The 19,870-nt window shown below is 63.1% G+C and carries 14 protein-coding genes and 3 pseudogenes; 6 read left to right on the top strand and 11 right to left on the bottom strand.

All coding sequences use genetic code 11. The features are described from left to right. Nucleotides 1–77: 77 nt before the first annotated feature. On the top strand, nt 78–1,001 hold the full coding sequence (locus HAP54_RS50465; RefSeq protein ID WP_166298456.1) for a LysR substrate-binding domain-containing protein: 924 nt from the start codon (nt 78–80) through the stop codon (nt 999–1,001). A 14-nt stretch (nt 1,002–1,015) separates the two neighbouring features. Here the strand turns inward: HAP54_RS50465 and HAP54_RS50460 are convergent, their stop codons facing one another. Both HAP54_RS50460 and HAP54_RS50455 read right to left on the bottom strand, forming a co-directional pair. Beyond that, a complete protein-coding gene (locus tag HAP54_RS50460; protein ID WP_166298455.1) occupies nt 1,016–1,609 on the bottom strand; it encodes a thiamine pyrophosphate-dependent enzyme in 594 nt (197 codons plus the stop codon). Beyond that, a complete protein-coding gene (locus HAP54_RS50455; protein ID WP_166298454.1) occupies nt 1,609–2,169 on the bottom strand; it encodes a thiamine pyrophosphate-binding protein in 561 nt (186 codons plus the stop codon). The genes HAP54_RS50460 and HAP54_RS50455 overlap by 1 nt, the downstream gene beginning before the upstream one ends. 360 nt (nt 2,170–2,529) lie before the next feature. Here HAP54_RS50455 and HAP54_RS50450 point away from each other — a divergent pair, with 360 nt between their 5' ends. Together HAP54_RS50450 and HAP54_RS50445 are read left to right on the top strand one after the other, a co-directional pair. After that, a complete protein-coding gene (locus tag HAP54_RS50450) occupies nt 2,530–4,257 on the top strand; it encodes an adenylate/guanylate cyclase domain-containing protein (protein ID WP_166298453.1) in 1,728 nt (575 codons plus the stop codon). Between the two features lie 166 nt (nt 4,258–4,423). Continuing rightward, nucleotides 4,424–5,377: an ABC transporter substrate-binding protein gene (locus HAP54_RS50445; RefSeq protein WP_166307273.1), complete on the top strand. Its 954-nt coding sequence runs from the start codon at nt 4,424–4,426 to the stop codon at nt 5,375–5,377. 71 nt (nt 5,378–5,448) lie between these two features. Here the strand turns inward: HAP54_RS50445 and HAP54_RS50440 are convergent, their stop codons facing one another. From HAP54_RS50440 to HAP54_RS50405, 8 genes and pseudogenes are all read right to left on the bottom strand, one after another. Next, nucleotides 5,449–7,299, bottom strand: coding sequence for a class I SAM-dependent methyltransferase (locus tag HAP54_RS50440; RefSeq protein WP_166298452.1), 1,851 nt, complete (start codon nt 7,297–7,299; stop codon nt 5,449–5,451). A 238-nt stretch (nt 7,300–7,537) separates the two neighbouring features. Next, nucleotides 7,538–7,822, bottom strand: a complete 285-nt coding sequence (locus HAP54_RS50435) for a hypothetical protein (RefSeq protein ID WP_339156819.1) — start codon at nt 7,820–7,822, stop codon at nt 7,538–7,540. Nucleotides 7,823–7,897: 75 nt separating this feature from the next. Next, a pseudogene (locus HAP54_RS50430) lies at nt 7,898–8,664 on the bottom strand (IS5 family transposase). 78 nt (nt 8,665–8,742) lie between these two features. Continuing rightward, nucleotides 8,743–10,746, bottom strand: coding sequence for a hypothetical protein (locus tag HAP54_RS50425; protein WP_166298450.1), 2,004 nt, complete (start codon nt 10,744–10,746; stop codon nt 8,743–8,745). Nucleotides 10,747–10,938: 192 nt separating this feature from the next. Beyond that, nucleotides 10,939–12,284: pseudogene (locus HAP54_RS50420) on the bottom strand (IS1380-like element ISBdi2 family transposase). A gap of 322 nt (nt 12,285–12,606) precedes the next feature. Then, nucleotides 12,607–13,881, bottom strand: a complete 1,275-nt coding sequence (locus HAP54_RS50415) for a cytochrome P450 (protein WP_029080296.1) — start codon at nt 13,879–13,881, stop codon at nt 12,607–12,609. Nucleotides 13,882–13,912: 31 nt separating this feature from the next. After that, nucleotides 13,913–15,184, bottom strand: coding sequence for a cytochrome P450 (locus HAP54_RS50410; RefSeq protein ID WP_166298449.1), 1,272 nt, complete (start codon nt 15,182–15,184; stop codon nt 13,913–13,915). A gap of 243 nt (nt 15,185–15,427) precedes the next feature. Further along, nucleotides 15,428–15,787 (bottom strand): hypothetical protein, encoded by a 360-nt coding sequence (locus tag HAP54_RS50405; RefSeq protein WP_166298448.1) that lies wholly within the window; start codon nt 15,785–15,787, stop codon nt 15,428–15,430. A gap of 327 nt (nt 15,788–16,114) precedes the next feature. On the opposite strand from HAP54_RS50405, the gene HAP54_RS50400 reads away from it, so the two are divergent. From HAP54_RS50400 to HAP54_RS50390, 3 genes and pseudogenes are all read left to right on the top strand, one after another. Further along, nucleotides 16,115–17,260, top strand: a complete 1,146-nt coding sequence (locus HAP54_RS50400) for a DUF898 family protein (RefSeq protein WP_175619678.1) — start codon at nt 16,115–16,117, stop codon at nt 17,258–17,260. A gap of 4 nt (nt 17,261–17,264) precedes the next feature. Then, nucleotides 17,265–18,381: pseudogene (locus HAP54_RS50395) on the top strand (M48 family metallopeptidase). Between the two features lie 31 nt (nt 18,382–18,412). Next, nucleotides 18,413–18,658 carry a hypothetical protein gene (locus tag HAP54_RS50390; protein ID WP_166298446.1) on the top strand — a complete coding sequence of 82 codons (246 nt, stop codon included), beginning with the start codon at nt 18,413–18,415 and terminating at the stop codon, nt 18,656–18,658. Nucleotides 18,659–18,672: 14 nt separating this feature from the next. On the opposite strand, the gene HAP54_RS50385 is transcribed toward HAP54_RS50390, so the two are convergent. Beyond that, nucleotides 18,673–19,821: an ABC transporter substrate-binding protein gene (locus HAP54_RS50385; RefSeq protein ID WP_166298445.1), complete on the bottom strand. Its 1,149-nt coding sequence runs from the start codon at nt 19,819–19,821 to the stop codon at nt 18,673–18,675. Between the last annotated feature and the right edge of the window lie 49 nt (nt 19,822–19,870).

Genomic DNA, 19,870 nt, shown 5'->3' with positions numbered 1-19,870 from the left:
CGCTGTTGTGGGGCCCCGGTAAACTCCCTATGCTGTTTTGTTATAGCGTATGAACCTGCCTTCCAGGATTGGCAAGTATGGATTTCCGCCAGCTTAGGACGTTTGCGTGTGTCGCGGAACTCGGGAGTCTGAGCAAGGCGTCCGATACCCTGCGGGTCGCGCAGCCGGCGCTGAGCCGGCAGATCAAGCTCCTGGAGCATGAGCTGCGCACCGAACTGTTCACGCGCAACGGCCGCGGCATGGTGCTGACCGATGCCGGCCGGCTGCTGCTGGCGCGCACCGGCGGTATCGTGCGGCAGATCGACCAGATTCGGGACGACATCCAGTCCGCCGGCGGCGCACCGTCCGGCCGCGTCGTGCTCGGGCTGGTGCCAACGGTGAGCTGCGTGCTCTCGGCGCGGCTGGCGCGGCGCACGGTGGAGCGCTATCCCGGCATCTCGCTCTGCATCGTCGAAAGCTACAGCGGCCATCTGATCGAGTGGCTGCATCGCGGCGAGATGGACCTCGCGGTGATCTACGGGCCGTCGGTCGATCTGCATCTGACGGTGCAGAGCCTCGGCCGCGATAGCATCGTCGCGGTCGGCCCGCGCGGCAGCGGGCTGAAGCAGAAGAAGCAGGTCGAGTTCGGCTGGCTGATGCGCCAGCGCTTGGTGCTGCCCAGTCATTCGCACGGGCTCCGTGCGCTGCTCGAACATGCCGCGGCCAAAAAGAAGATCGATCTCGACGTCAGGCTCGAGGCGGATTCGTTTCGCGTGCTGACCAGCCTGGTCGAGGAGGGCCTCGGATATACCTTGCTGCCGCCGTCCTCGGTGCGCGCCGAGGTGGCGGAGGGGCGGCTCGAGACCGCCTCCATTGCGCGGCCGGCGCCGCGGCGCGAGCTGACGCTGGCCTCGCCGGTCGAGCATCCCGGCTCCAATGCGATGACGCTGCTCGCAAAGCTGTTGCGCGACGAGGTCGCCGCGCTGCGCGCCGAGGGGCTCTGGGATATCCAGCTCGCCTGAGCGCGGCTTGCGCATCACTTCACCGCGAAGCCGAGATGGCCACGGAAGCGGTTTTTCAGGTAGGTGCCGTCGCGCGGCGGCAGCGCGCGCTCGACCTCGCCGGCGGCGATGCGGATGCGCGCCAGCCGCGGGCCGCCGCCGAGATCGCGCAGGCTGGCGCGGAAGGCCTCAACGCCGGCCATGTCGGCGATATCGGAAATGCTGGCAATGCCCGCGCCGCTCGCGATCACCTCGAGCCTGGCGCCGAGGCCGGAGTGGCTGAGCTGCATCCCGGTCTCGCCGAAATGGCCGTTGTCGAGCACCGCGATCGAGAGATTGCCGGGCTGCTTGGTGGCGATGGTCAAGAGGCTGCCGATCCCCATCAGCTGCTCGCCGTCGCCGGTGACGACGAGCACCGGGCGCTTCGGCTGCGCCAGCGCGAGGCCGAGCCCAACCATCGCGGCGCCGCCCATCGCGCCCCAGAGATAGAAATTGCCGGGGTGCTCGCCGGCGTCGAACACATCGTAGGACGAGGAGCCGAGCCCGGAGATCACGAGCAGGTCGCCGCGTTCAGCGAGCAGCGCCTTCACGGCGGCGCGGCGATCGAGTGTGCCTGTTGGCGCTGACATCAATGTGTCTCCCTGGTCCACTTCTTGCGGCCGATCATCCGTTGCGAGATCAGCACCGCGACCTGCTGGTCGCCGTCATAAGCGAGCGAGGCGGCGGCCGAGACCACTTCCTCGGCATCGTCAGGGTTGTCCAGCCGCAGCACGGTGGTGCCCATGATCTCGAACGCCTGCGGCGTCGCTCGGCCCATCGGGATCTGCCAGGGATTGAACTCGGCCCATTCGCCGCGCATCGTCACCAGGGTCAGCAGCGGGAAGCGGCAGCTTGCCATCAGTGACAGCATGTTGACGCAATTGCCGACGCCGCTCGATTGCATCAGAAGCACCGCGCGATCGCCGCCGAGCCAGGCGCCGGCGGACAGCGCCACGCCTTCTTCCTCGGTCGTCAGCACGGTGGTCTTGATGTCGGCATCCGCATGCGACAGCTTGATCAGCTTGGAATGCCCCGCATCGGGGACATAGGACACCTGCGCCACGCCAAAATCCTTCAGCGTGCGGTAGATCGTAACCGGCCAGTCGGTGCTGGTCGCGTTGTCCTGGTGAACGGCAATCTGGTCCATCATGGCCTCGGCGGTAGCGTTTTCGAGCGAACCGGGTATCGGTTCGCGAAGAAAAACGCGTCAGTACAAGGGGCGCGCATGGGCGCGGCCTCAGGTCACAGGCTTTAGGCCAGATGGGGGCTATATTCTCTTCGCATCTGCTTTGCGCAGCTATGCCAGAATTGTATAGCCGCCAAGCGAGCGGGGAGGGCGGACGGAGCGTCTTTTGGCCGGATCGGCAGACAGCCTCATTGCAGCCAAAAAAGCGGCTCCCTATCTTCAGAATGCAAAATGGCAGGCGCCGCCGGGCCGCAGGGCATGCTTCATTTCAAGGCTTCATTTTCGGCATATTGATAGACCCGTCGCATTTTCAGGTATCGGGGCATGATTGTCCGAGATCGCTTTCGCGGCCTCTTCCCAAAGTACTTTCTCGTGCTCTTCCTGGCCGTCGCGTTTCCGATTGCGATCAATGGCAGCATTGAAGCCTGGTTCGGTTACCGTGATCAGCGCGCGAGGCTGGACCAACTGCTTGGCGTTCAGGCGACGTCCGCTGCCGCCGAAATTCATAACTTCATTTCCGATATTTCAGTCCAGCTTGGGTGGCTGGTCCAGCTGCCATGGACCAACGAGGCGGATGAAGAGCGGCGGACCGATGCCTTGCGTCTGTTTCGCCAAGCGCCCGCCATTGTCAGCGTGACTCTCATCGACTCCAAGGGGTTGGAGCGTCTCTATGTCTCGCGGGTCGGCCTCAATCGGATTGAAAGTCGTACAGACCGGTCGAATGATCCTGCGGTGATCGGCGCCCACGCGAGGCAGGTTTGGTTCAGCGATGTCAGCTATCACAGGGGCTCGGAACCCTATTTGACGGTTGCTTTGGTGGGTAACCGAACCGCGGTCGGCGCAGCCATCGCCGAAGTCAATCTCAAGCTGATCTGGGATGTCGTTTCGGCGATCAAGGTGGGTGAGACCGGTCTCGCCTTTGTCCTGGACCGTCAGGGTCGCCTGATTGCCCATCCCGACATCAGCCTCGTCCTCCGTGGGATGGAAGAGAGAACCTCACAGCCATTTCGCACCATACGCGACGCGATCGGCCCGGGAGCAGGCTTTGCAACGAGCCGGGACGCACAGGGACGTCAGGTTGCCGCCAGCGCGGCTCCTGTGGCGGGACCCGACTGGACTGTTGTGGTGGCACAGCCGCTCTCTGAAGCCTACGCGCCGATCTATGCCGCCCTGCGGCGGACCGCAGTGCTTCTCGCAGGTAGCACCCTATTTGCAGGGCTGCTGGCCTATGCATTTGCGCACCGGATGACGGAGCCGATCAAGCTGCTCGAGGAGGGGACGGAACGGATCGGCGCCGGATCGTTCGAGCACCGCATTTCGATCCAGACCGGAGACGAGTTTCAGCGTCTTGCAAACAGCTTCAACAGGATGGCCGCCGAACTCGCGCTCGCACAGCAGCACCAGGAGCGTATCGCGAAGCTCAAGCGATTTCTCGCGCCTCAGGTCGCGGATCTCGTCGATCGGGCCGGCGACGACAGCGTGCTGGATGGCCGCCGTACCGACGTCGTCGTTGTGTTCTGCGATTTGCGAGGGTTCACCGCGTTTTCCGCCGGCGTCGCGCCCGAGGCAGTCATGAGCGTGCTGTCCGAATATTATGAGGTTCTGGGCCGGGTCATTGCGCAGTTCGAAGCGACGCTCATCAGCTTCTCCGGAGACGGACTGATGGTGCTGGTGAACGCACCCGTTGCGGTCGAGCAGCCGGCGTTAAGAGCCGTCGACCTTGCGATCGAAATGCAGAAGCGCGTGCAAGGGCTGATCGCCGGCTGGCGATCGCGAGGCTACCATGTCGGCTTCGGCGTTGGGCTCGCCGGCGGACCGGCCACCGTCGGCCGCATCGGGTACGAGGACCGGCTCGACTACACGGCGATCGGCAGCGTGGTCAATCTGGCGGCCCGCCTGTGCGCATCTGCCGCAGACCGGGAAATCCTGGTCGACGCCGAGATCGCCGCAAGCGTGCGCGGCAAGCGGGCTGTGCAGGAGATCGGGAATCGACAAATCAAGGGCTTCGATGAGGCCGTTCCGGTCTCCGAAATTTCCTTTGATGTGCCCTAGCTGATGCCGGCTCGCGGGTGCTCGGCGCAATCCGTTGGCGACTGGCTGAGCCCCCTGAGATATGCTTCGATCGACGGCGAGCAGCGAGTTCGTGAGCATGAGATGCGTTGACGCTGGAGCAGCAACGTTGCGCAGACGTGCCAGACGGCGCGACTTCCTCTCGTTGATGGCCGCCGCCGCTACCTGGGCGACATCCTCGCATGCGCAGAAATCGTCCATGCCGGTCATCGGCTATCTTTGCCCGGAATCGCCGAGCCTGTTTGGCAGTCGGCTGAAAGCATTTCACCAGGGACTTGCCGAAGTCGGCTTCGTGGAGGGCCGCAACGTTGCGATCGAATATCGATGGGCCAACGGGCAGTATGCTCGCTTGCCCGCTCTGGCGGCCGAGCTGGTCGCACGCAATGTGGATGTGGTGGTCGCACCTGGCGGCGCCCCGGTCGCACTTGCCGCCAAAGCGACCGGCACTACCACGACCATCGTCTTCGAGATGGGCGGCGACCCGGTTCAGTTGGGCGTGGTGGACAGCCTTTCGCGGCCGGGAGGCAATATCACGGGAGTCTCGAGCCTGAGCGTCGACGTGTCGCCGAAGCGGCTTGAGTTGATGCACGAGCTGCTGCCGGCGGCCACCACATTGGGGGTCGTCACCAACCCGACAAGTCCCACTGCCGGTTCACAAGTGCAGAGGCTGCGCTCCGCCGCCGAAACCCTGGGGGTCCAGCTGCAGATCCTGAGTGCAAGCAAGGAAGATGAATTTGAATCGCTGTTCTCTGCCGTGGCGAACGAGCAGGCAAACGCACTCGTATTCACCTCCGATCCCTATTTCGCATTTCGTAGCCAGCGACTGGCCGATCTCGCGACGAAGTATGGCGTGCCCGCAATTACGCAGACCCGCGACTTCCCCCTGGCTGGAGGGTTGATGAGCTATGGAGGTGATTTTGCGCAGTCGCATCGGCGCGCGGGCATCTATGCCGGCCGGGTTCTGAAGGGCGAGAAGCCTGCCGATCTTCCGGTGCAACTGGTGACCAAGGTCGAGTTCGTGATCAACCTGAAGACCGCCAAGCTGCTTGGCCGCGAGTTCTCTGCTTCAGTTGTCAGCGGCGCGGATGAGGTGATCGAGTAGCCGCTGGCGCACGAACTGAGCGTGCCGGCGGCTGGAGGCACGCGTGCGCTTCATGATGGCGCCCTGAAGCTTCAGTGCGTGTTCTTGCCCACCGTGAAGACGTACATATCCCAGAACGTCTCCGGATGCTCGATCTCGAAGCGGTGCCACTGATCGAGGCTGGCCTCATTGGCCGTGCCCGGAAATTGCTTACGAAACTTTTCGATCACCGTCGGATCGTCAAACGGTTCGAAGCCCGTGAACGACAGGCCATGATCGTTCAGGAATGCCGCGATCTCGGGGATCGTCAGGCGATGCTCCATGATGTTGAACAGCAGGTCGCGGCAGCCGCTCATGCTGTAGAAATCCTTGGCGCCGATCAGCGGCTTCCACTGTTCGGCTTCGCGGAAGATGTCCTGGCGGCACCTTCTGATGTCCTCGGCGGTGGCGCGATAGCCGCGCGCGGCGATGCGGGCGCGGGCCTCCACGATCACGCGGCGCGCCAGATCGCTGTAGAGCCCGATGCGCATCGTGCCGCCCGGCCGCAGCAGCGGGACCAGCACGCGCCAGCCGGCCATCGGCTCGGCAAGATGGTGCAGCACCCCGACCGACTCGATGCTGTCGAAGGTGCGATCGATCGAGCCCAATTCCAGAATATCCGCCTGCGCATATTCGATGTTGCGCAAGCCAAGCTCCCGCGTTTTGCGACGCGCATAGGCGAGGCTGGTCATGCTGATGTCGACGGCGAGCAAGCGGGCGTTCGGATAGACCTGCGCGATCTGGATCGCGTGTGAGCCGGTGCCGCAGCCTGCGATCAGAATATCAAGCTTGGCTTGCCGCTCTGCCGTCAGGGCAATCTTTCCCCGCGCCTGATCGGCGACGAAGGCCGTCAGCGGGTTGACGGTCCAGCGCGGATAGGGATTTTCCTCGTACTGGCGCATCACCTCGACGGAGACGCTGTTCTCGATGGCAGTAAGCGCCGTGATGGCGCTGCGCTCGGCCATTTCCTCAAACGGTTCGCGCAGCTGTACCTTCAGCAATCCAGCGACGGGCGCGGGCCAATCCCGGCGCAGCAGCGCGTCCGCCGCCGGCAGGGCATGCAGCGGGAAGTAGGCCGCAACGACGGCCAGCGTAAGCGGCGCGATGGCGGCCCCTGATGCCAGGTCCCGCAGCAACCGATCGCGCAGTTCGCCCGCAAGTTGGCTTTCGGCTTCGGTCTGTGCATAGACATATTCATTGATGAAGCATTGCCGGGCGAGCGCGCACGCAAAGCCGATAATATCGGCGTCGATGTCACCGTCATCGGAGCCCTGCCTGCCAGCGAGCCGCAGCAACTCGGCCCGTGCATATCCTAGCAGCATCTCAAGCTGCATATTGGCCAGCGTGGTCGTTTCCATCGCACAGCGCAGGAAGATGTCGCTTGCAAGCGCGGCGACGCTTTCGGTACCGAACAATTCGACATTGGTGACCGGTAGCGGCCATTTGACGGCAATCCGCCCGATATAGCTGACGATAGCAGGACTCTGCAGGATGAAGGCAACGGCCCGGTCCTCCACGCCGAGCGCAAACGTCTTGCTGAAATGCGCGGCCGCCTTTGTGCGATTGCCGAGCGCCTGGTACGAATTGCCGGCATTGTAATGGCAGGCGGCGTTCACCTCGTCCGCAGCAATCGCTTTCACGAACATCTTCACTGCGGCGCGGTGATCGCCGTGTCCCTGCGCCATCAGGCCGAGAAGATTCAGGCTCTGTACATGGGCCGGCTCGCGCGCGAGAATTTGCCGGCAAATCTCCTGCGCTTCGTTGAAGCGGCCCACGCCATAGGAACGGCTCGCCTGTGCGGCGAGGTCGGCGATACTGATGAGCGCCGAGCCGAAACCAGGCGCGCCGGGCCTGCTTGTGGAGTCACGTCGCTTATTGGCCGCACGCCGTTCTTTTCGGTTCATGTCTCGTCAACTGGTCCAAGCTGCAAGACGCCGCCGAAACAGCACGCCGAAAAAGGCGGCAGCTCGGCGTGGCGCATCACCCATGCCCGGCAGACATAGGGCCTATCGCGCTGACAGCCAAGGATAATCTACCATGTGGCTGATGAACGATGCGCCTCGCAAGGTGCGGCCAACGCTCTCGCCGCCGGCGGCGCGATGATCGTCGAAGCGCTCCGGCGCTGCGCTATCGGGTCATTGTCTATTCGCTCGAAGTCCAGGACGGCGTTGTCGGAATATTCCATTGCTGAAACACTTCCTCATAAGAAACGCCCAGGGTCGTGAACAGCAGTGCGTCAAGATCCTGGCCGAGTGGTTTGCTTTGATCGTCTTTTGACGCGTATTGCAGCAATGCTCCCTGATAGTTGTCACCCATCGTATTCCACCAGGTGTGCGCAGGACTTACATAGACCGGTTGACCCTTGTAGGTGCTCCACTTTTCCTCGTCCCCGATAATGATGAGATTCATCCCGGTGATGAGGGGCACGAACGCTTGGAGATAGGTTAGTACGCACGCGTTGTAGTAGGCCTCAGAATCGGAGGGGACTAGGTGGTGTGGACACTAGCGCATCCATAGAACGATGGCTGCGAGAGTGACGACGGCCCGGTAGTTCCGGGCCGTTTTTTCGAAGCGGGTTGCGACGCGGCGGAACTGCTTGAGCTTTGAGAAGCAGCATTCGACGAGATGACGCTGGGCATAGAAATGCTTGTCGAGTGGATATTTGAGCGCGCGTGACGGGTTGTTGGGGATCACGGCGAGCGCGCCTTTGGCGGCGATGGCTTGGCGCAAGTGATCGGCGTCATAGGCCGTATCGGCCATGACGACCTCGGCGGATAAGCCTTCGATCAATGCGGCGGCTTGCGGTGCATCGCCCTTCTGACCTGCGGTGAGCGTGAACCGCACCGGACATCCCAAGCCTCGAACGGCCATATGTATCTTGGTGCTCAGGCCGCCGCGCGAGCGGCCGATCGCTTGATCTTCCGCTTGATCTTCAGACCCCCCTTTTTGGCGCCGGCGGCGTGCTGATGCGCCCGAACGATGGTGGAATCGACGATCAGATATTCGAAGTCCGGATCATCGGACATCGCCTCGAAGATCCGCCACCAAACACCCTTGATGCTCCATCGACTGAAGCGCCGGAACACGCTGTTCCAGTCCCCAAACACCTCCGGAAGATCGCGCCAGGGAGACCCCGTACGCACGATCCACAGCACACCTTCCACGAACATCCGGTTGTCGCGCCCGGTGGAGCCCTTCTGATCGGGGCGCCCTATGATCAGCGGCGCTATCCGCTCCCACGCCGCGTCGCTCAATACCAAACGGTCCATCACACCCAAGGCGGCCTCCCCAAAAGCAGCCTTGAATCTGATTTGCTCCTAAAAGGGAATCCTTAGAGTCCACACCACCTAGGGTTGAACCCTTTGTGAAGTCGGGCGGGCTCGCCGTCCATAGACCGCTTCGGTAGAGGGCCCCGACTGTCGCCAACATCCCGCGTCCTTGGTGTTGGCCACGGCGTAAGCCGTCATTGTATCCTGTGTCGCGGTGAAGACTTTGCCGAGGGCGTTGTCTATCTCTCCGAGCTTGGCGCTGATGTAGTACATCGGATCGCTCACGCTGATGGAATAGTCGGTATTTCGAGATTCGAAGAACGCACAAATCAGCCCGACGATCGCCGCGGCTGCTGTGGCCAGGCCCAGTGTCGCAGCGCCTGCCGGCGCGCTGACCGCCAGGATACCTCCGATGAACGTGAGAACGGAGGCTGTGCCGCCCGTCGTCAGGCTGGCAATGTTCAAGGCGTTAACCTGACGAGAGGTACTGTTGATCAAAGTTGCGGTTGTCTTGATCGCGAGACTGCCTGAGACGGAACCTGCCGCCAGGCTTTCGACCTGACTTTGCACCCAGACGAGCTGTGTAATCGCGGTCCAAAACGACGACGTCGACACCAGGTTACTCAACTCGTTGTAAATGTCGGTCTGAACGCCGTTCCACACAGCAGGTTCCGTGAAGGCCGGGGGCACGGTCATCGTTGAAAGAGCGGCGATGTAGTCAGCGGCCTGCGCTGAAGACATCTGGCTATACTGCGCCCTGATGTCGTTTGCGCTTGGGCCGGCGTTGATCAAGTCCTGGCTGATCTGGGAGTAAGCGGTGAGTGCTGTGCCGGTGTATACATTCAAGGGAATCGCCGGTTGATCGAAGACTCCGATTCCAACGCGAGTCATCTGCCAGAGCATGGTCGGATCGGTGGGATTCAGGCTGTAGGAGCTCGCATTCGGGGTCGTTAAAAGCAAAATGTTCGTGGCTGATAGTGGGATCGCATCCGTGATGGATTGCGTCAGTCCGGCGGCATAAAGCGATGGATCGGCGGTGAGAAACGGATCGACCCAGGCAGGGAGCTGGCCTCGCACGGGATAGCTGGGGACAAGCAAGCGGACTTCCGACTTCGGCTGCTGAAGATCGCTGGGGTTTAAATCGGAAATGACCTTCCAGATGGCGCCGTCCGGGGTCGTCTTGATTCCGCCAGGATTAAATCCTGCCTCGATCGTCACGGCGCTCGCCGGGTTGCCTGCTTGAAACTGGACAAGGCTGTAGCCGCCGCTGGTGGCAACCGCCGAAAGCACATAATACGTCGGAGCAGCTGCGCCGTCGGAAATGACGCCTTGAACAGTTCCCGTTGAGCTGACCTGCTGCAACGAGGTGGTTTTGTTCGGGAGCACATCGGCAAGCAAGACTTGCCAAAGTGAGCCGTCCTGTTTTGTGAACCAGACGGTGTCGCCGGTCGACGAGACCCCCTGCGATTCTATTCCGGAGGCCGGTTGGTACGGCTGCATGCTCGGCGGAAGCAATGTGTAGGTTTCAGTCAGGCAAATCCAGTACAGCCCGTTCGTTGGAGATGGTGTTGTGCCTGATGCAGCGCAGACGAAGTAATGGCCGCCGCTCGCCGGATCGATGATGTAGGTCCATCCGTAGAACGTGGAGAGTTGACGGCCGTCAGTGAGGGTCAAGAAGACGCCCGCTGCCGTGTCTGGATGATCAGGTATGGCGACCGGATTGAGGCTAAAGTCATAGCGCATCCCGGTTGGCGTGCTGCCGTTGTCCAGGACAAGACAAAAATACTGCATTCCTGTTGTTGGATCGGGAGCGGAAACCGCGCTGAATCGTGCGGTGTTCGCGTCCCACGCGGTCATTCCGACATAAGGCAATGAAACCGGTACTGCGGTGGTTTTCAGAATGCGGTTCGGGGTGGCGTTGGTCCAGGGGGCTCCCTGCGTGTAGACGTCGAGTACGGTCGGTGCTGCACGTGGAGATGACATTGGCATTTTCCCTTGGGCGGCACCCGGACCGCAGGCGTCCTGGCCTGCCGCCGCTTGCCAAATACGATCGATCTTGAAATTGATCCTGTTCGTCGCCAACAGGCGAGGATGCCTGCGGTCCTAGCCCGTCCTATTCGTGAGAGTGCTTTTTTTAGTCCGATTGATGTGGCCGCACATCTGCTCTGACGAGGCGCGCGGGATTGCCTTCGGCTTTTCACCGCCTGACCGACCCGTACTTTGCAACGCGCTTGAGGTGTAGGTTGGGCGAACGGGGGGCGGACGCCCCGCCGGTCAAGGACCGAGAGGCAGCAGCGCGCCTGGCAAGCCGCGGATCAGGTCGGCTTCGGGACATGCCGCGGCAAACGCAAGGCGAATGCGGCTCGTGGTCTCGACGACACGGGCAGCGAGTTTCAAGAGACGAAGACGCAGCGTCGCGAACTCGGCTGTGGCCAATTCCCGGGCTTTGGGAATCGCGTCGCGCACGGTCAGCATCAGCCAATAAGCGGCGGTGTGGAGAACGAGGCGGACTTGATTGGCGAGCGCCGAACGGCAGCTGGTGCGATCGGAGGCGAGCTGTGTCTTATGCAGCTTGATCAGATTCTCGGCTTGGCCGCGCGCGCAATACAGGCTGTCGTAGATCCACTCGGCCGAGCCGACATCGAGGCTGGTGACGACGAAACGGATGTCGAGGCCGAGCATCGTCGCCTCAATACGGGCGACGGTACGCCGTTCGCGATCCCAGGACTTGGCCTTGTGGCGCGTCTCGGTATAGCCACGCAGAACCGGCAGGTTCTCGATGGCGCGTCGCGTGCGGATGTCGTCGGCGGCCTCGTCGAGTTTTCTGGCGAGCGGCTTGGTGCCGGACAGACCGAAGATGTAGTCGATGCCGTTGGTCTCGCACCACGCCATTGCCTCCGGCCGAGCATAGTGCGCCCGTCGCCACGGAACGTAATTCGCGTGTTGTGCCACCGCGTCCGGATATGCCGTATCAGGCGGCGCAGATGGGCACGCACCTCGACGCCGCCCGGCGTCTTGCCGGGCCGCAGCACGACCGCCACGGGCCGGCTCTTCTCCGTGTCGTAGACGTGGATCGGCAGGAAGCAGCGTTCGTCATAATGAGCGTTGAACAGCGAGAGCTGCTGATGGCCGTGGACGACATCGCAGGTATCATCGATGTCGAGCGTGACGGATGCCGGCTCGCGCGGGTAGCTATCCATCCATGCGTCGACCAAAGTGTAGGTCAGTCGGATCACGTCGCGCAGGCGCGGAGCATTCTCCAGCCGCGACAGCGTCGGTTGGGAACACAGATCGCGACCCGTGTCCGGCAGCCGTCCGCAGGCCAGCTTGAATGCGGGATCGGACCGCAGATGATCGAGGTCGTCGGCGTCCTCGTAGCCGCAGCAGATCGCGAACATGCGCGCGCGGAACATATCGACAAGGCTGTGCACGACCCGCGTCGGATCGCGCCGATCCGGGAACACCCGGGCCAAATTGTCGGCCAAGCCGAGACGCCGCTCGGCCATCGCCAGAAGCATCACGCCCCCGTTCGAGGTCAGCCGACCGCCATCGAAGGCAGCTGTGACTTTCTTGGCGTGAACGGCTGGAAACGAGAAGGGCAGAATCGTATCATCGGTCATGGCGGGCCTGGCGTTCGCGGTTGAGGTGATGGGGTTGGCTTTGCAACCGAATCCTACGCCGCATCAGCGCTTTACACCACGCTCGCCAGCCTCTCAGGCGCACTCTGACGAATAAGACGGGCTAGCATGAGTCCGGAAACGCTTGCGTGAACACGTCGAGGTTGCGTCGTCGCTTTTTACATCAGCACCGGGCTAAAGCCTTTGTCAACCGTTCACGTCGCAGCCATCGTGGCGCAGTGCTCAGGAATTGAACGACGAAGCGCCTGCCCCGTGGGCAGGCGCTTCGCTCTGGTCAGATTTGCAGAATGTTCGGGGGAGCGCGTCAGCCCGGGATGCGCACCGGCAGATTCTCGATGCCGCGCACGAAGCTGGAATAGACCCGCTTCGGCTCGCCGACCACCTCGATGCGGTCGAAGCGCTTCAGCATCTCCTGCCAGACGATCTTGAGCTGCAGCTCGGCGAGCCGCATGCCGACGCAGCGGTGGATGCCGAAGCCGAACGACAGATGGATGCGCGGCCGGGCGCGATCGATGATGAACTCGTCGGGACGGTCGATGACCTCGTCGTCGCGGTTGCCGGAGACGTACCACATCACGACGCGGTCGCCCTTTTTGATCGTCTTGCCGCCGATCTCGGTGTCGACCAGCGCGGTGCGCCGCATATGCGCGAGCGGCGTCTGCCAGCGGATCACCTCCGGCACCATGGTGTCGATCAGACCGGGGTTCTCCTTCAGCTTTTGGAACTGGTCGGGATGCTCGTGCAGCGCCAGCACCGAGCCGCTCATGGTGTTGCGCGTGGTGTCGTTGCCGCCGACGATCAGCAGGATGATGTTGCCCATCAGATTGTCGGGATCCATGTGCCGGGTAGCGTCGCTATGCGCCATCATCGACAGCAGGTCGTTCTTCGGCGGCGCGTTGACGCGCTCGTTCCAGAGCTTTGAGAAATAGGCGTAGCACTCGTCCATCTCCTGCCGGCGCTGTTCCGGCGAGTTGACGACGCCGCTCTTCGGCAGCGCGGTGGAGACGTCGGACCAGCGCGTCAGCTTGCGCCGCTCCTCCCAGGGGAAGTCGAACAGCGTCGCCAGCATCTGGGTGGTCAATTCGATCGAGACGCGCTCGACGAAATTGAAGGTCTCGTTGCGCGGCAGATTGTCGAGCACGCTGGCCGAGCGCTGGCGGATCAGCTTGGCCAGCTCGTCGAGATGATCAGGGGTGAACATCGGCGACACGGTCTTGCGCTGATGGGCGTGCTTGGGCTGGTCCATCGCGATGAAGCTCGGATAGTCGTAGCCGGGCGGTACGTCGCGGATCGAGATGCCGCCGAGCGTGGAATCCGAGGAGAAGATGCCGTGGCTGGTGTCGACATGCATGATGTCGTTGTACTTCACCACCGACCAGTACGGCTCGATCGGCGAATTGGTGCAGTAGTGCACCGGCTCTTCCTTGCGCAGCCGCTCGAACCACGGCCACAGCGTGTCGTTCTGAAACAGTTTTGGCGCGCCGGGGTGGAAATCCCTGAGCGGCGTCGCATAGGCTTCCTCGCGCGCCTGGCGCTCTAGCTCGACCCGGTCGGCACGGATGGCGGTCTGGACGTTCATGGTTTCTTGATCCCGGTTGGCTCGCGAGGCGTCAGGCGGCAATCCGCACCGGCAGCGTCTCGTAGCCCTTGATGAAACTGGAATACACCCGCAGCGGCTCCTCCACCACCTCGATCGTGTCGAAGCGCTTCAGGATTTCCTCCCAGATGATCTTGAGCTGCAGCTCGGCGAGCCGCAGGCCGACGCAGCGGTGGATGCCGAAGCCGAAGGAGATGTGGGTGCGCGGGCGGGCGCGGTCGATCAAGAACTCGTAGGGCTTCTCGATCGCCTCCTCGTCGCGGTTGCCCGAGACGTACCACATCACGACCTTGTCGCCTTTCCTGATCTGGCGTCCCCGGAATTCGTAATCGGCGAGCGCAGTGCGCCGCATATGGGCAAGCGGCGTCTGCCAGCGGATCACCTCCGGAACGAAACTGTCGATCAACGCCGGGTTCTCGCGCAGCTTGCGGTACTGCTCCGGATGCTTGCTCAGCGCATAGATGCTGCCGGACAGCGTGTTGCGCGTGGTGTCGTTGCCGCCGACGATCAAGAGGATCAGGTTGCCGAGGAAATTCTTCGGGTCCATGTTCCGCGTGGCGTCGCTGTGCGCCATCATAGAAAGCAGGTCGCTCTTCGGCGGCTGGCCGGAGCGCTCCTTCCAGAGCCTTGCGAAATAGGTCGCGCACTCCATCAGTTCGGCCTGCCGCTCGTCTTCGGTGGCGACGAGGCCGCCGGCGCCGGGCAGGGTGGTCGCAACGTCGGACCAGCGCGTCAGCTTGCGACGGTCCTCCCAGGGGAAGTCGAACAGCACGGCGAGCATCTGCGTGGTGAGCTCGATCGAGACCTTGTCGACCCAGTCGAACACCTCGCCGTGCGGCAGATTGTCGAGGCATTCGGTCGAGCGCTTGCGGATGTTGAGCGCAAGCTCATCAAGATGCGTCGGCGTGAACATCGGCGCCACGGTCTTGCGCTGCGCGGAATGGCGCGGCTGGTCCATCGCGATGAAGCTTTCGCGGCGCAGGTCCGGCGGCACGTCGCGGATGGTGATGCCGCCGAGCGAGGCGGCCGAGGAGAACATCGCGTGGTTGGTCTCGATGTCCATGATGTCGTTGTAGCGGGTGATCGACCAGTACGGACCGAACATCGAGTCCTTGCAGTAATGCACCGGGTCCTCGCGGCGCAGCCGGTCGAAATACGGCCAGAACGTATCGGTCTTGAACAGCTCGGGATCGCCGGGATCATAGTCGGCAAGTGGAAGCGCATTGGCGCGCTCGCGTGCGGTGTCCAAATTCACATCTTTGACGAGATCGGCGGTCCCGTGCATGAGCGGCTCCTCAACCGTTTCGCAGCCGGGGCATCGCCGGCGCGGCATGTTTTACCGAATTACATTCTCATTCGGGCATTTGCGCAAGGGCTCTCAACGCGCATTTGGCCGCATTGATGTCAGACCAAAGCGGCCGAATCCGGGCCTTTTGCACCGGCCGCGGGCGGGCGCGGCGTGCGGGTCTGTTTGAAACGGCGGTTGATTTGGCTGTGCGCTTGCGAACAATGCGGGTGGAGAGGGCACTTATTGGCTGGCGGGTTTTTCACAGGGGAAGGTATCCTGCAGGCCCCATAGCAGCAGGGAAGCGACGGCCATGTCGCCTTTCGCGGCCCGCTTGTCGGCGGACTTGAGCATGATCTCTTCGGTTTGCTCAGTGCTCAGCGCGAGGTTGTCGGGCATGCAGAACAACATTTGGCCGCCATGCCGTTTCAGCCAGGCATTGGAAGCCATCATGCCGCCCCGCGCGCCGTCCAGGTACATATGATTGAAGATGCGAAAATTCTCGTTCGCTGGATTGCGATAGGACTCCAGGCGCACGTCGGCGGCAGCGGCGGGAGCTGCCGTCAGCGCCAAAAAACATGCCGACAATATCCACTTGTTCATCGCCAGGTTTCCTCGCTTTTGCGGCGGTGTCTTTGCTAGCCGTTCTGTCGGTTTATCTCTGGCGGGGGTTCGAGGCGAGCGGGGCTCGCTCGCAAGGATTGGGACGAGGGTCGGAAGGAGGGCCCGCTTTGCTCAGCCCGCGGCCGATGTCCGCAGCAAAGGCTGCACCCTTTTCCGGCGATCCCGTTAAGGTAAAGCCAACCGCCTGCCGCCAAAAACACCCCCACGCTCTCGACCTTGTGTGAAACCTGGATCACGCTCGCAGCGACAAACCTGTGGTTTTGATACGCAGAGATTGTCCCGTCCTGGAGCTATCCCGTGAACGACATGAGCTGGACCCCGCTGGGGCCGCCGCAGCCGCCGCCGGTCCCGCCGCCGATGCCGGTGGGGTTTTCAGGGAAGCGGCAGGAGTTCTTCCGCCTGGTCGCGCGCGGCGCCGGGCTCGAGCTCGTCACGGTCGGCTTCTACCGGTTCTGGCTCACCACCGACATCCGCCGTCACCTCTGGTCGAACACCCAGATCGATGGCGACGCGCCGGAATATACCGGCCGCGCCAAGGAACTGCTGATCGGCTTCCTGGTCGCGCTCGCGATCCTGGTGCCGATCTATCTCGGCTACTCCCTGCTCGTCATTGAAGCCGAGCACGTCAAGACGTTCTTCTCGCTGCCGCTGGTCGCGTTCTTCTACCTGTTCGGCCAGTTCGCGATCTATCGCGCGCGGCGTTACCGGCTGACCCGCACAGTGTGGCGCGGCGTCCGCTTCTGGATGAGCGGCTCGGGATGGATCTATGCGCTGAAAGCTTCGCTATGGGGCCTGCTGGTCGTGATCACGCTCGGCCTCGCGCTGCCATGGCGCGAGGCGGCGCTCGAACGCTACAAGATGCGGCATTCCTATTACGGCGATCTGCGGGGTTCCTTCGAAGGCCGCGGCTGGGATTTCTTCAAGCAGGGCTGGTGGCTCTGGCTGCTCACGCCGTTCGCGCTGTACATGACGATCTTCGCGCCGTTCATCTATGCCGCGTTCAAGGCGATCGAGTGGCGCTGGTGGCTGTCGGGCATCCGCTTCGGCGGGGTTAGGCTGGAATCCACCATGCGTCGCAGCGCGCTGATCGGGCTGTACTGGAAGGTGATCGGCTGGGCCATGCTGCTCGGCACGGTGTACCTTGCCTATCTCGTGCTGTGCACCTTCCTGGTCGCCAGCATGGACGGCTCCTCGATCGAGACCTTCTTCAAAACCGAGGCGTTCGCCAAGAGCATTCCGCTGATCACTCTCGCGGGCGTCGGTTATCTCGCCTTCGTGCTGGCGATGAATGTGGTGATGCGCGTCTATCTGATGCGCGATCTCTGGGTCCGGGTGCTGTCGTCGACCATCGTGCACAACATCCAGGCGGCGGCCAACGTCACCGCCCGCGGCGAACTCGCCAATGCGCTCGGCGAAGGCTTTGCCGACGGCCTCGACGTCGCGGGCTTCTAGCGACATGGATACCGATTCCGGCCAGACAAACCCCGCGTCGACGCCTGCACAAGGCGGCGTCTTCTTCGACGGCGCGTCGAGCCGGAGGCGTCTGGTCGCGCTCAAACTGTCCGATGCGCTGGAGATCAGGGAGGACGGCGAGCTGCTCGCGCGCTGGGCCTATGCCGACATCCGCCGCGCCGACAGCCCGTCCGGCCTGTTGCGGCTGAGCTGCCTCACCGCACCACAATTGGCGCGGCTCGAGATCCGCGACGCGCAGCTGATCGCCGCGCTCGTCGCGCGCTGCGACACGCTCGAGGAGGGGCTGCCGAACCGCAAGGGCGTCGCCGCGATCGTCGGCTGGTCGCTCGCGGCGGCGGTGTCGATCGTGCTGGTGGTGCTGTTCGGCGTGCCGCTCGCCGCCGACCGGCTGACGCCGTTGGTGCCTGACTCTTTCGAACGCCGCCTCGGCGATGTCGCGGAGGCGCAGGTCAGTGCTGTTCGACGGCAAGCCGTGCAGCGACGCGGCGGGGCAAGCGGCATTCGAGAAGCTCGTCGGCAAATTGCGGGAGTCCGCAGGCCTCGACAATTCGGTGCAGTCGGGCGTGCTGGCGACGCCGGTGCCGAACGCCTTCGCGCTGCCGGGCGGTAAGGTCTTTCTGTTCAAGGGGCTGCTTGAGAAGGCGGAGAACCCGGACGAGATCGCCGGCGTTTTGGCGCATGAGCTCGGCCATCTCCGCCATCGCGACAACATGCGCGAGCTGATCCACAATGGCGGTACCTCGTTCCTGATCGGGCTGCTGTTCGGCGACATCACGGGCTCCGGCGCTCTGATCTTCGCCTCGCGCTCGCTGGTGACGTCATCCTATTCGCGCGACGCCGAAACCAATGCCGACACCTTCGCGATCGAGACCATGCACCGGCTCGGCCGTCCGGCGAAACCGATGGGCGAATTGATGTTCCGCGTCACCGGCAAGGAAGGCGGCAAGGGGATTTCGATCGTCTCCAGCCATCCGCTGACCGAAGACCGCCTCGCGCGCATGAGCAAGGCGGACGCCGCCAGCCCGGCGACCGGCCGGCCGCTGCTATCGCCGACGGAATGGCAGGCGCTCAAGGGCATCTGCGCACCGGGCAAGGTGTGAAGGGTTTTTTGTCGCTTGCTGGAGCACTCACATGCAGCATGACAGCGACTACTGGTTTCCCGCCAAGCGGTATGGCTGGGGCTGGGGACCGCCGGTCTTCTGGCAAGGCTGGGCGGTCGTCACAGGCTTCGTGGTTCTGCTCGCCGTCGGCGCCGCGATGATCCTGCCGCACTCTCGCACAGGCTTCATTGCCTATGTGCTCGGGTTGAGCGTCCTGCTCACCGGCGTGTGCTGGTGGAAGGGCGAGCCGCCGCGATGGCGATGGGGCGGCGACTAGCCAATTTCGAGCGCCTACTTCACCAGCCGGAACTTGCCGCCCTCGACCTTGATCAGGAACGCGGACCGCTCGTCATAGCCATTGTGGTCGGTCGGGCTCATCGTCGAGAGGCCGTTGTTCAGATAGACGTCCTTGCCGCGCTCCAGCTCGTCGCGCAGCGCGGCGCGGAATTCCGGCGTGCCCGGTTTCGCCGATTTCAGCGCGTTCGCCGCCGCCCGCTTGAACAGCGTGACCGCGTCCCACAGATGCGCGCCAAAAATATTCGGCTTCTGCCCGTTGACCTTCTCGTAGGACGACACGAATTCGTCGCGCGCCTGGCGGAACGGATCGTTCGCCGGCAGGTCGTCGGCGATGGTGAAGGCCTCGCCGGTGAAGACCGCGCCCTCGACATTGGCGCCGCCGAGCTTGATGAATTCCTCCGACGCGACGCCGTGGGTCTGGAAGATCTTGCCGGCATAGCCGCGGCTGCGCAGCGCCTCCTGCGGCAGCACGGCGGGCGTGCCGGCTGAGGCGATGAACACCGCCTCCGGATTGGTCGCGATCACCTTCAGCGCTTGGCCCATCGCGCTGGTGTCGGCGCGCGCATAGACCTCATGCGTCGTGACGGTGAGGCCGAGTGTCGGCGCCAGCTTCGACACCTCCTTGTAGTAACCTTCGCCATAGCCGTCCGACACGCCGATATAGCCGAGCGTCTTGATGCCGGACTTCGCGATGTATTTCAGGATCGCCGCCGCCATCAGATCGTCGTTGGGCACCACCTTGAACGCCCAGCGGCGGCGGTCGTCCATTGGCTGCACGATCGCGGTCGCCGCCGCGAGCGAGATGATCGGCGTCTTGGATTCCACGGCGATGTCGAGCATCGGCATGGTCACAGGCGTCAGCGAGGAGCCGATCAGGATGTCGACGCCGTCCTGGATGACGAGGCGCCGCGCATTCTGCGTGCCCTTGGTCGGATCGGACTCGTCGTCGAACGCGATATAGGTCACCTTCTCGCCGCCGATCTCCTTCGGCAGCGCGGCGATGGTGCGCATCTGCGGCTGGCCGAGCGCCGAGCCCGGTCCTGATGCGGACACCACGACGCCGACCTTGATGTCCGCATGTGCGTCCGGCGCAATCAGGATCGCGCTCGCGAGTACCCAGAGTCCGGCCATAGCCAGCTTCATTGCAAATCCTCCCAGCAAGTTCTTCTTATGCGCGGCCGATGATAGCCGA

Source organism: Bradyrhizobium sp. 2S1, assembly GCF_011516625.5.
Classification (GTDB): Bacteria; Pseudomonadota; Alphaproteobacteria; order Rhizobiales; family Xanthobacteraceae; genus Bradyrhizobium; species Bradyrhizobium septentrionale.
This window is presented reverse-complemented; position numbering and strand designations above follow the sequence as displayed.

Excerpts from the sequence above, each read along its gene's own strand:
- HAP54_RS50465 (WP_166298456.1), top strand. The coding sequence starts at position 78 with ATGGATTTCCGCCAGCTTAGGACGTTTGCGTGTGTCGCGGAACTCGGG.
- HAP54_RS50460 (WP_166298455.1), bottom strand. The coding sequence starts at position 1,609 with ATGTCAGCGCCAACAGGCACACTCGATCGCCGCGCCGCCGTGAAGGCG.
- HAP54_RS50455 (WP_166298454.1), bottom strand. The coding sequence starts at position 2,169 with ATGATGGACCAGATTGCCGTTCACCAGGACAACGCGACCAGCACCGAC.
- HAP54_RS50450 (WP_166298453.1), top strand. The coding sequence starts at position 2,530 with ATGATTGTCCGAGATCGCTTTCGCGGCCTCTTCCCAAAGTACTTTCTC.
- HAP54_RS50445 (WP_166307273.1), top strand. The coding sequence starts at position 4,424 with ATGGCCGCCGCCGCTACCTGGGCGACATCCTCGCATGCGCAGAAATCG.
- HAP54_RS50440 (WP_166298452.1), bottom strand. The coding sequence starts at position 7,299 with ATGAACCGAAAAGAACGGCGTGCGGCCAATAAGCGACGTGACTCCACA.
- HAP54_RS50415 (WP_029080296.1), bottom strand. The coding sequence starts at position 13,881 with ATGAACGTCCAGACCGCCATCCGTGCCGACCGGGTCGAGCTAGAGCGC.
- HAP54_RS50410 (WP_166298449.1), bottom strand. The coding sequence starts at position 15,184 with ATGCACGGGACCGCCGATCTCGTCAAAGATGTGAATTTGGACACCGCA.
- HAP54_RS50405 (WP_166298448.1), bottom strand. The coding sequence starts at position 15,787 with ATGAACAAGTGGATATTGTCGGCATGTTTTTTGGCGCTGACGGCAGCT.
- HAP54_RS50400 (WP_175619678.1), top strand. The coding sequence starts at position 16,115 with ATGAGCTGGACCCCGCTGGGGCCGCCGCAGCCGCCGCCGGTCCCGCCG.
- HAP54_RS50390 (WP_166298446.1), top strand. The coding sequence starts at position 18,413 with ATGCAGCATGACAGCGACTACTGGTTTCCCGCCAAGCGGTATGGCTGG.
- HAP54_RS50385 (WP_166298445.1), bottom strand. The coding sequence starts at position 19,821 with ATGAAGCTGGCTATGGCCGGACTCTGGGTACTCGCGAGCGCGATCCTG.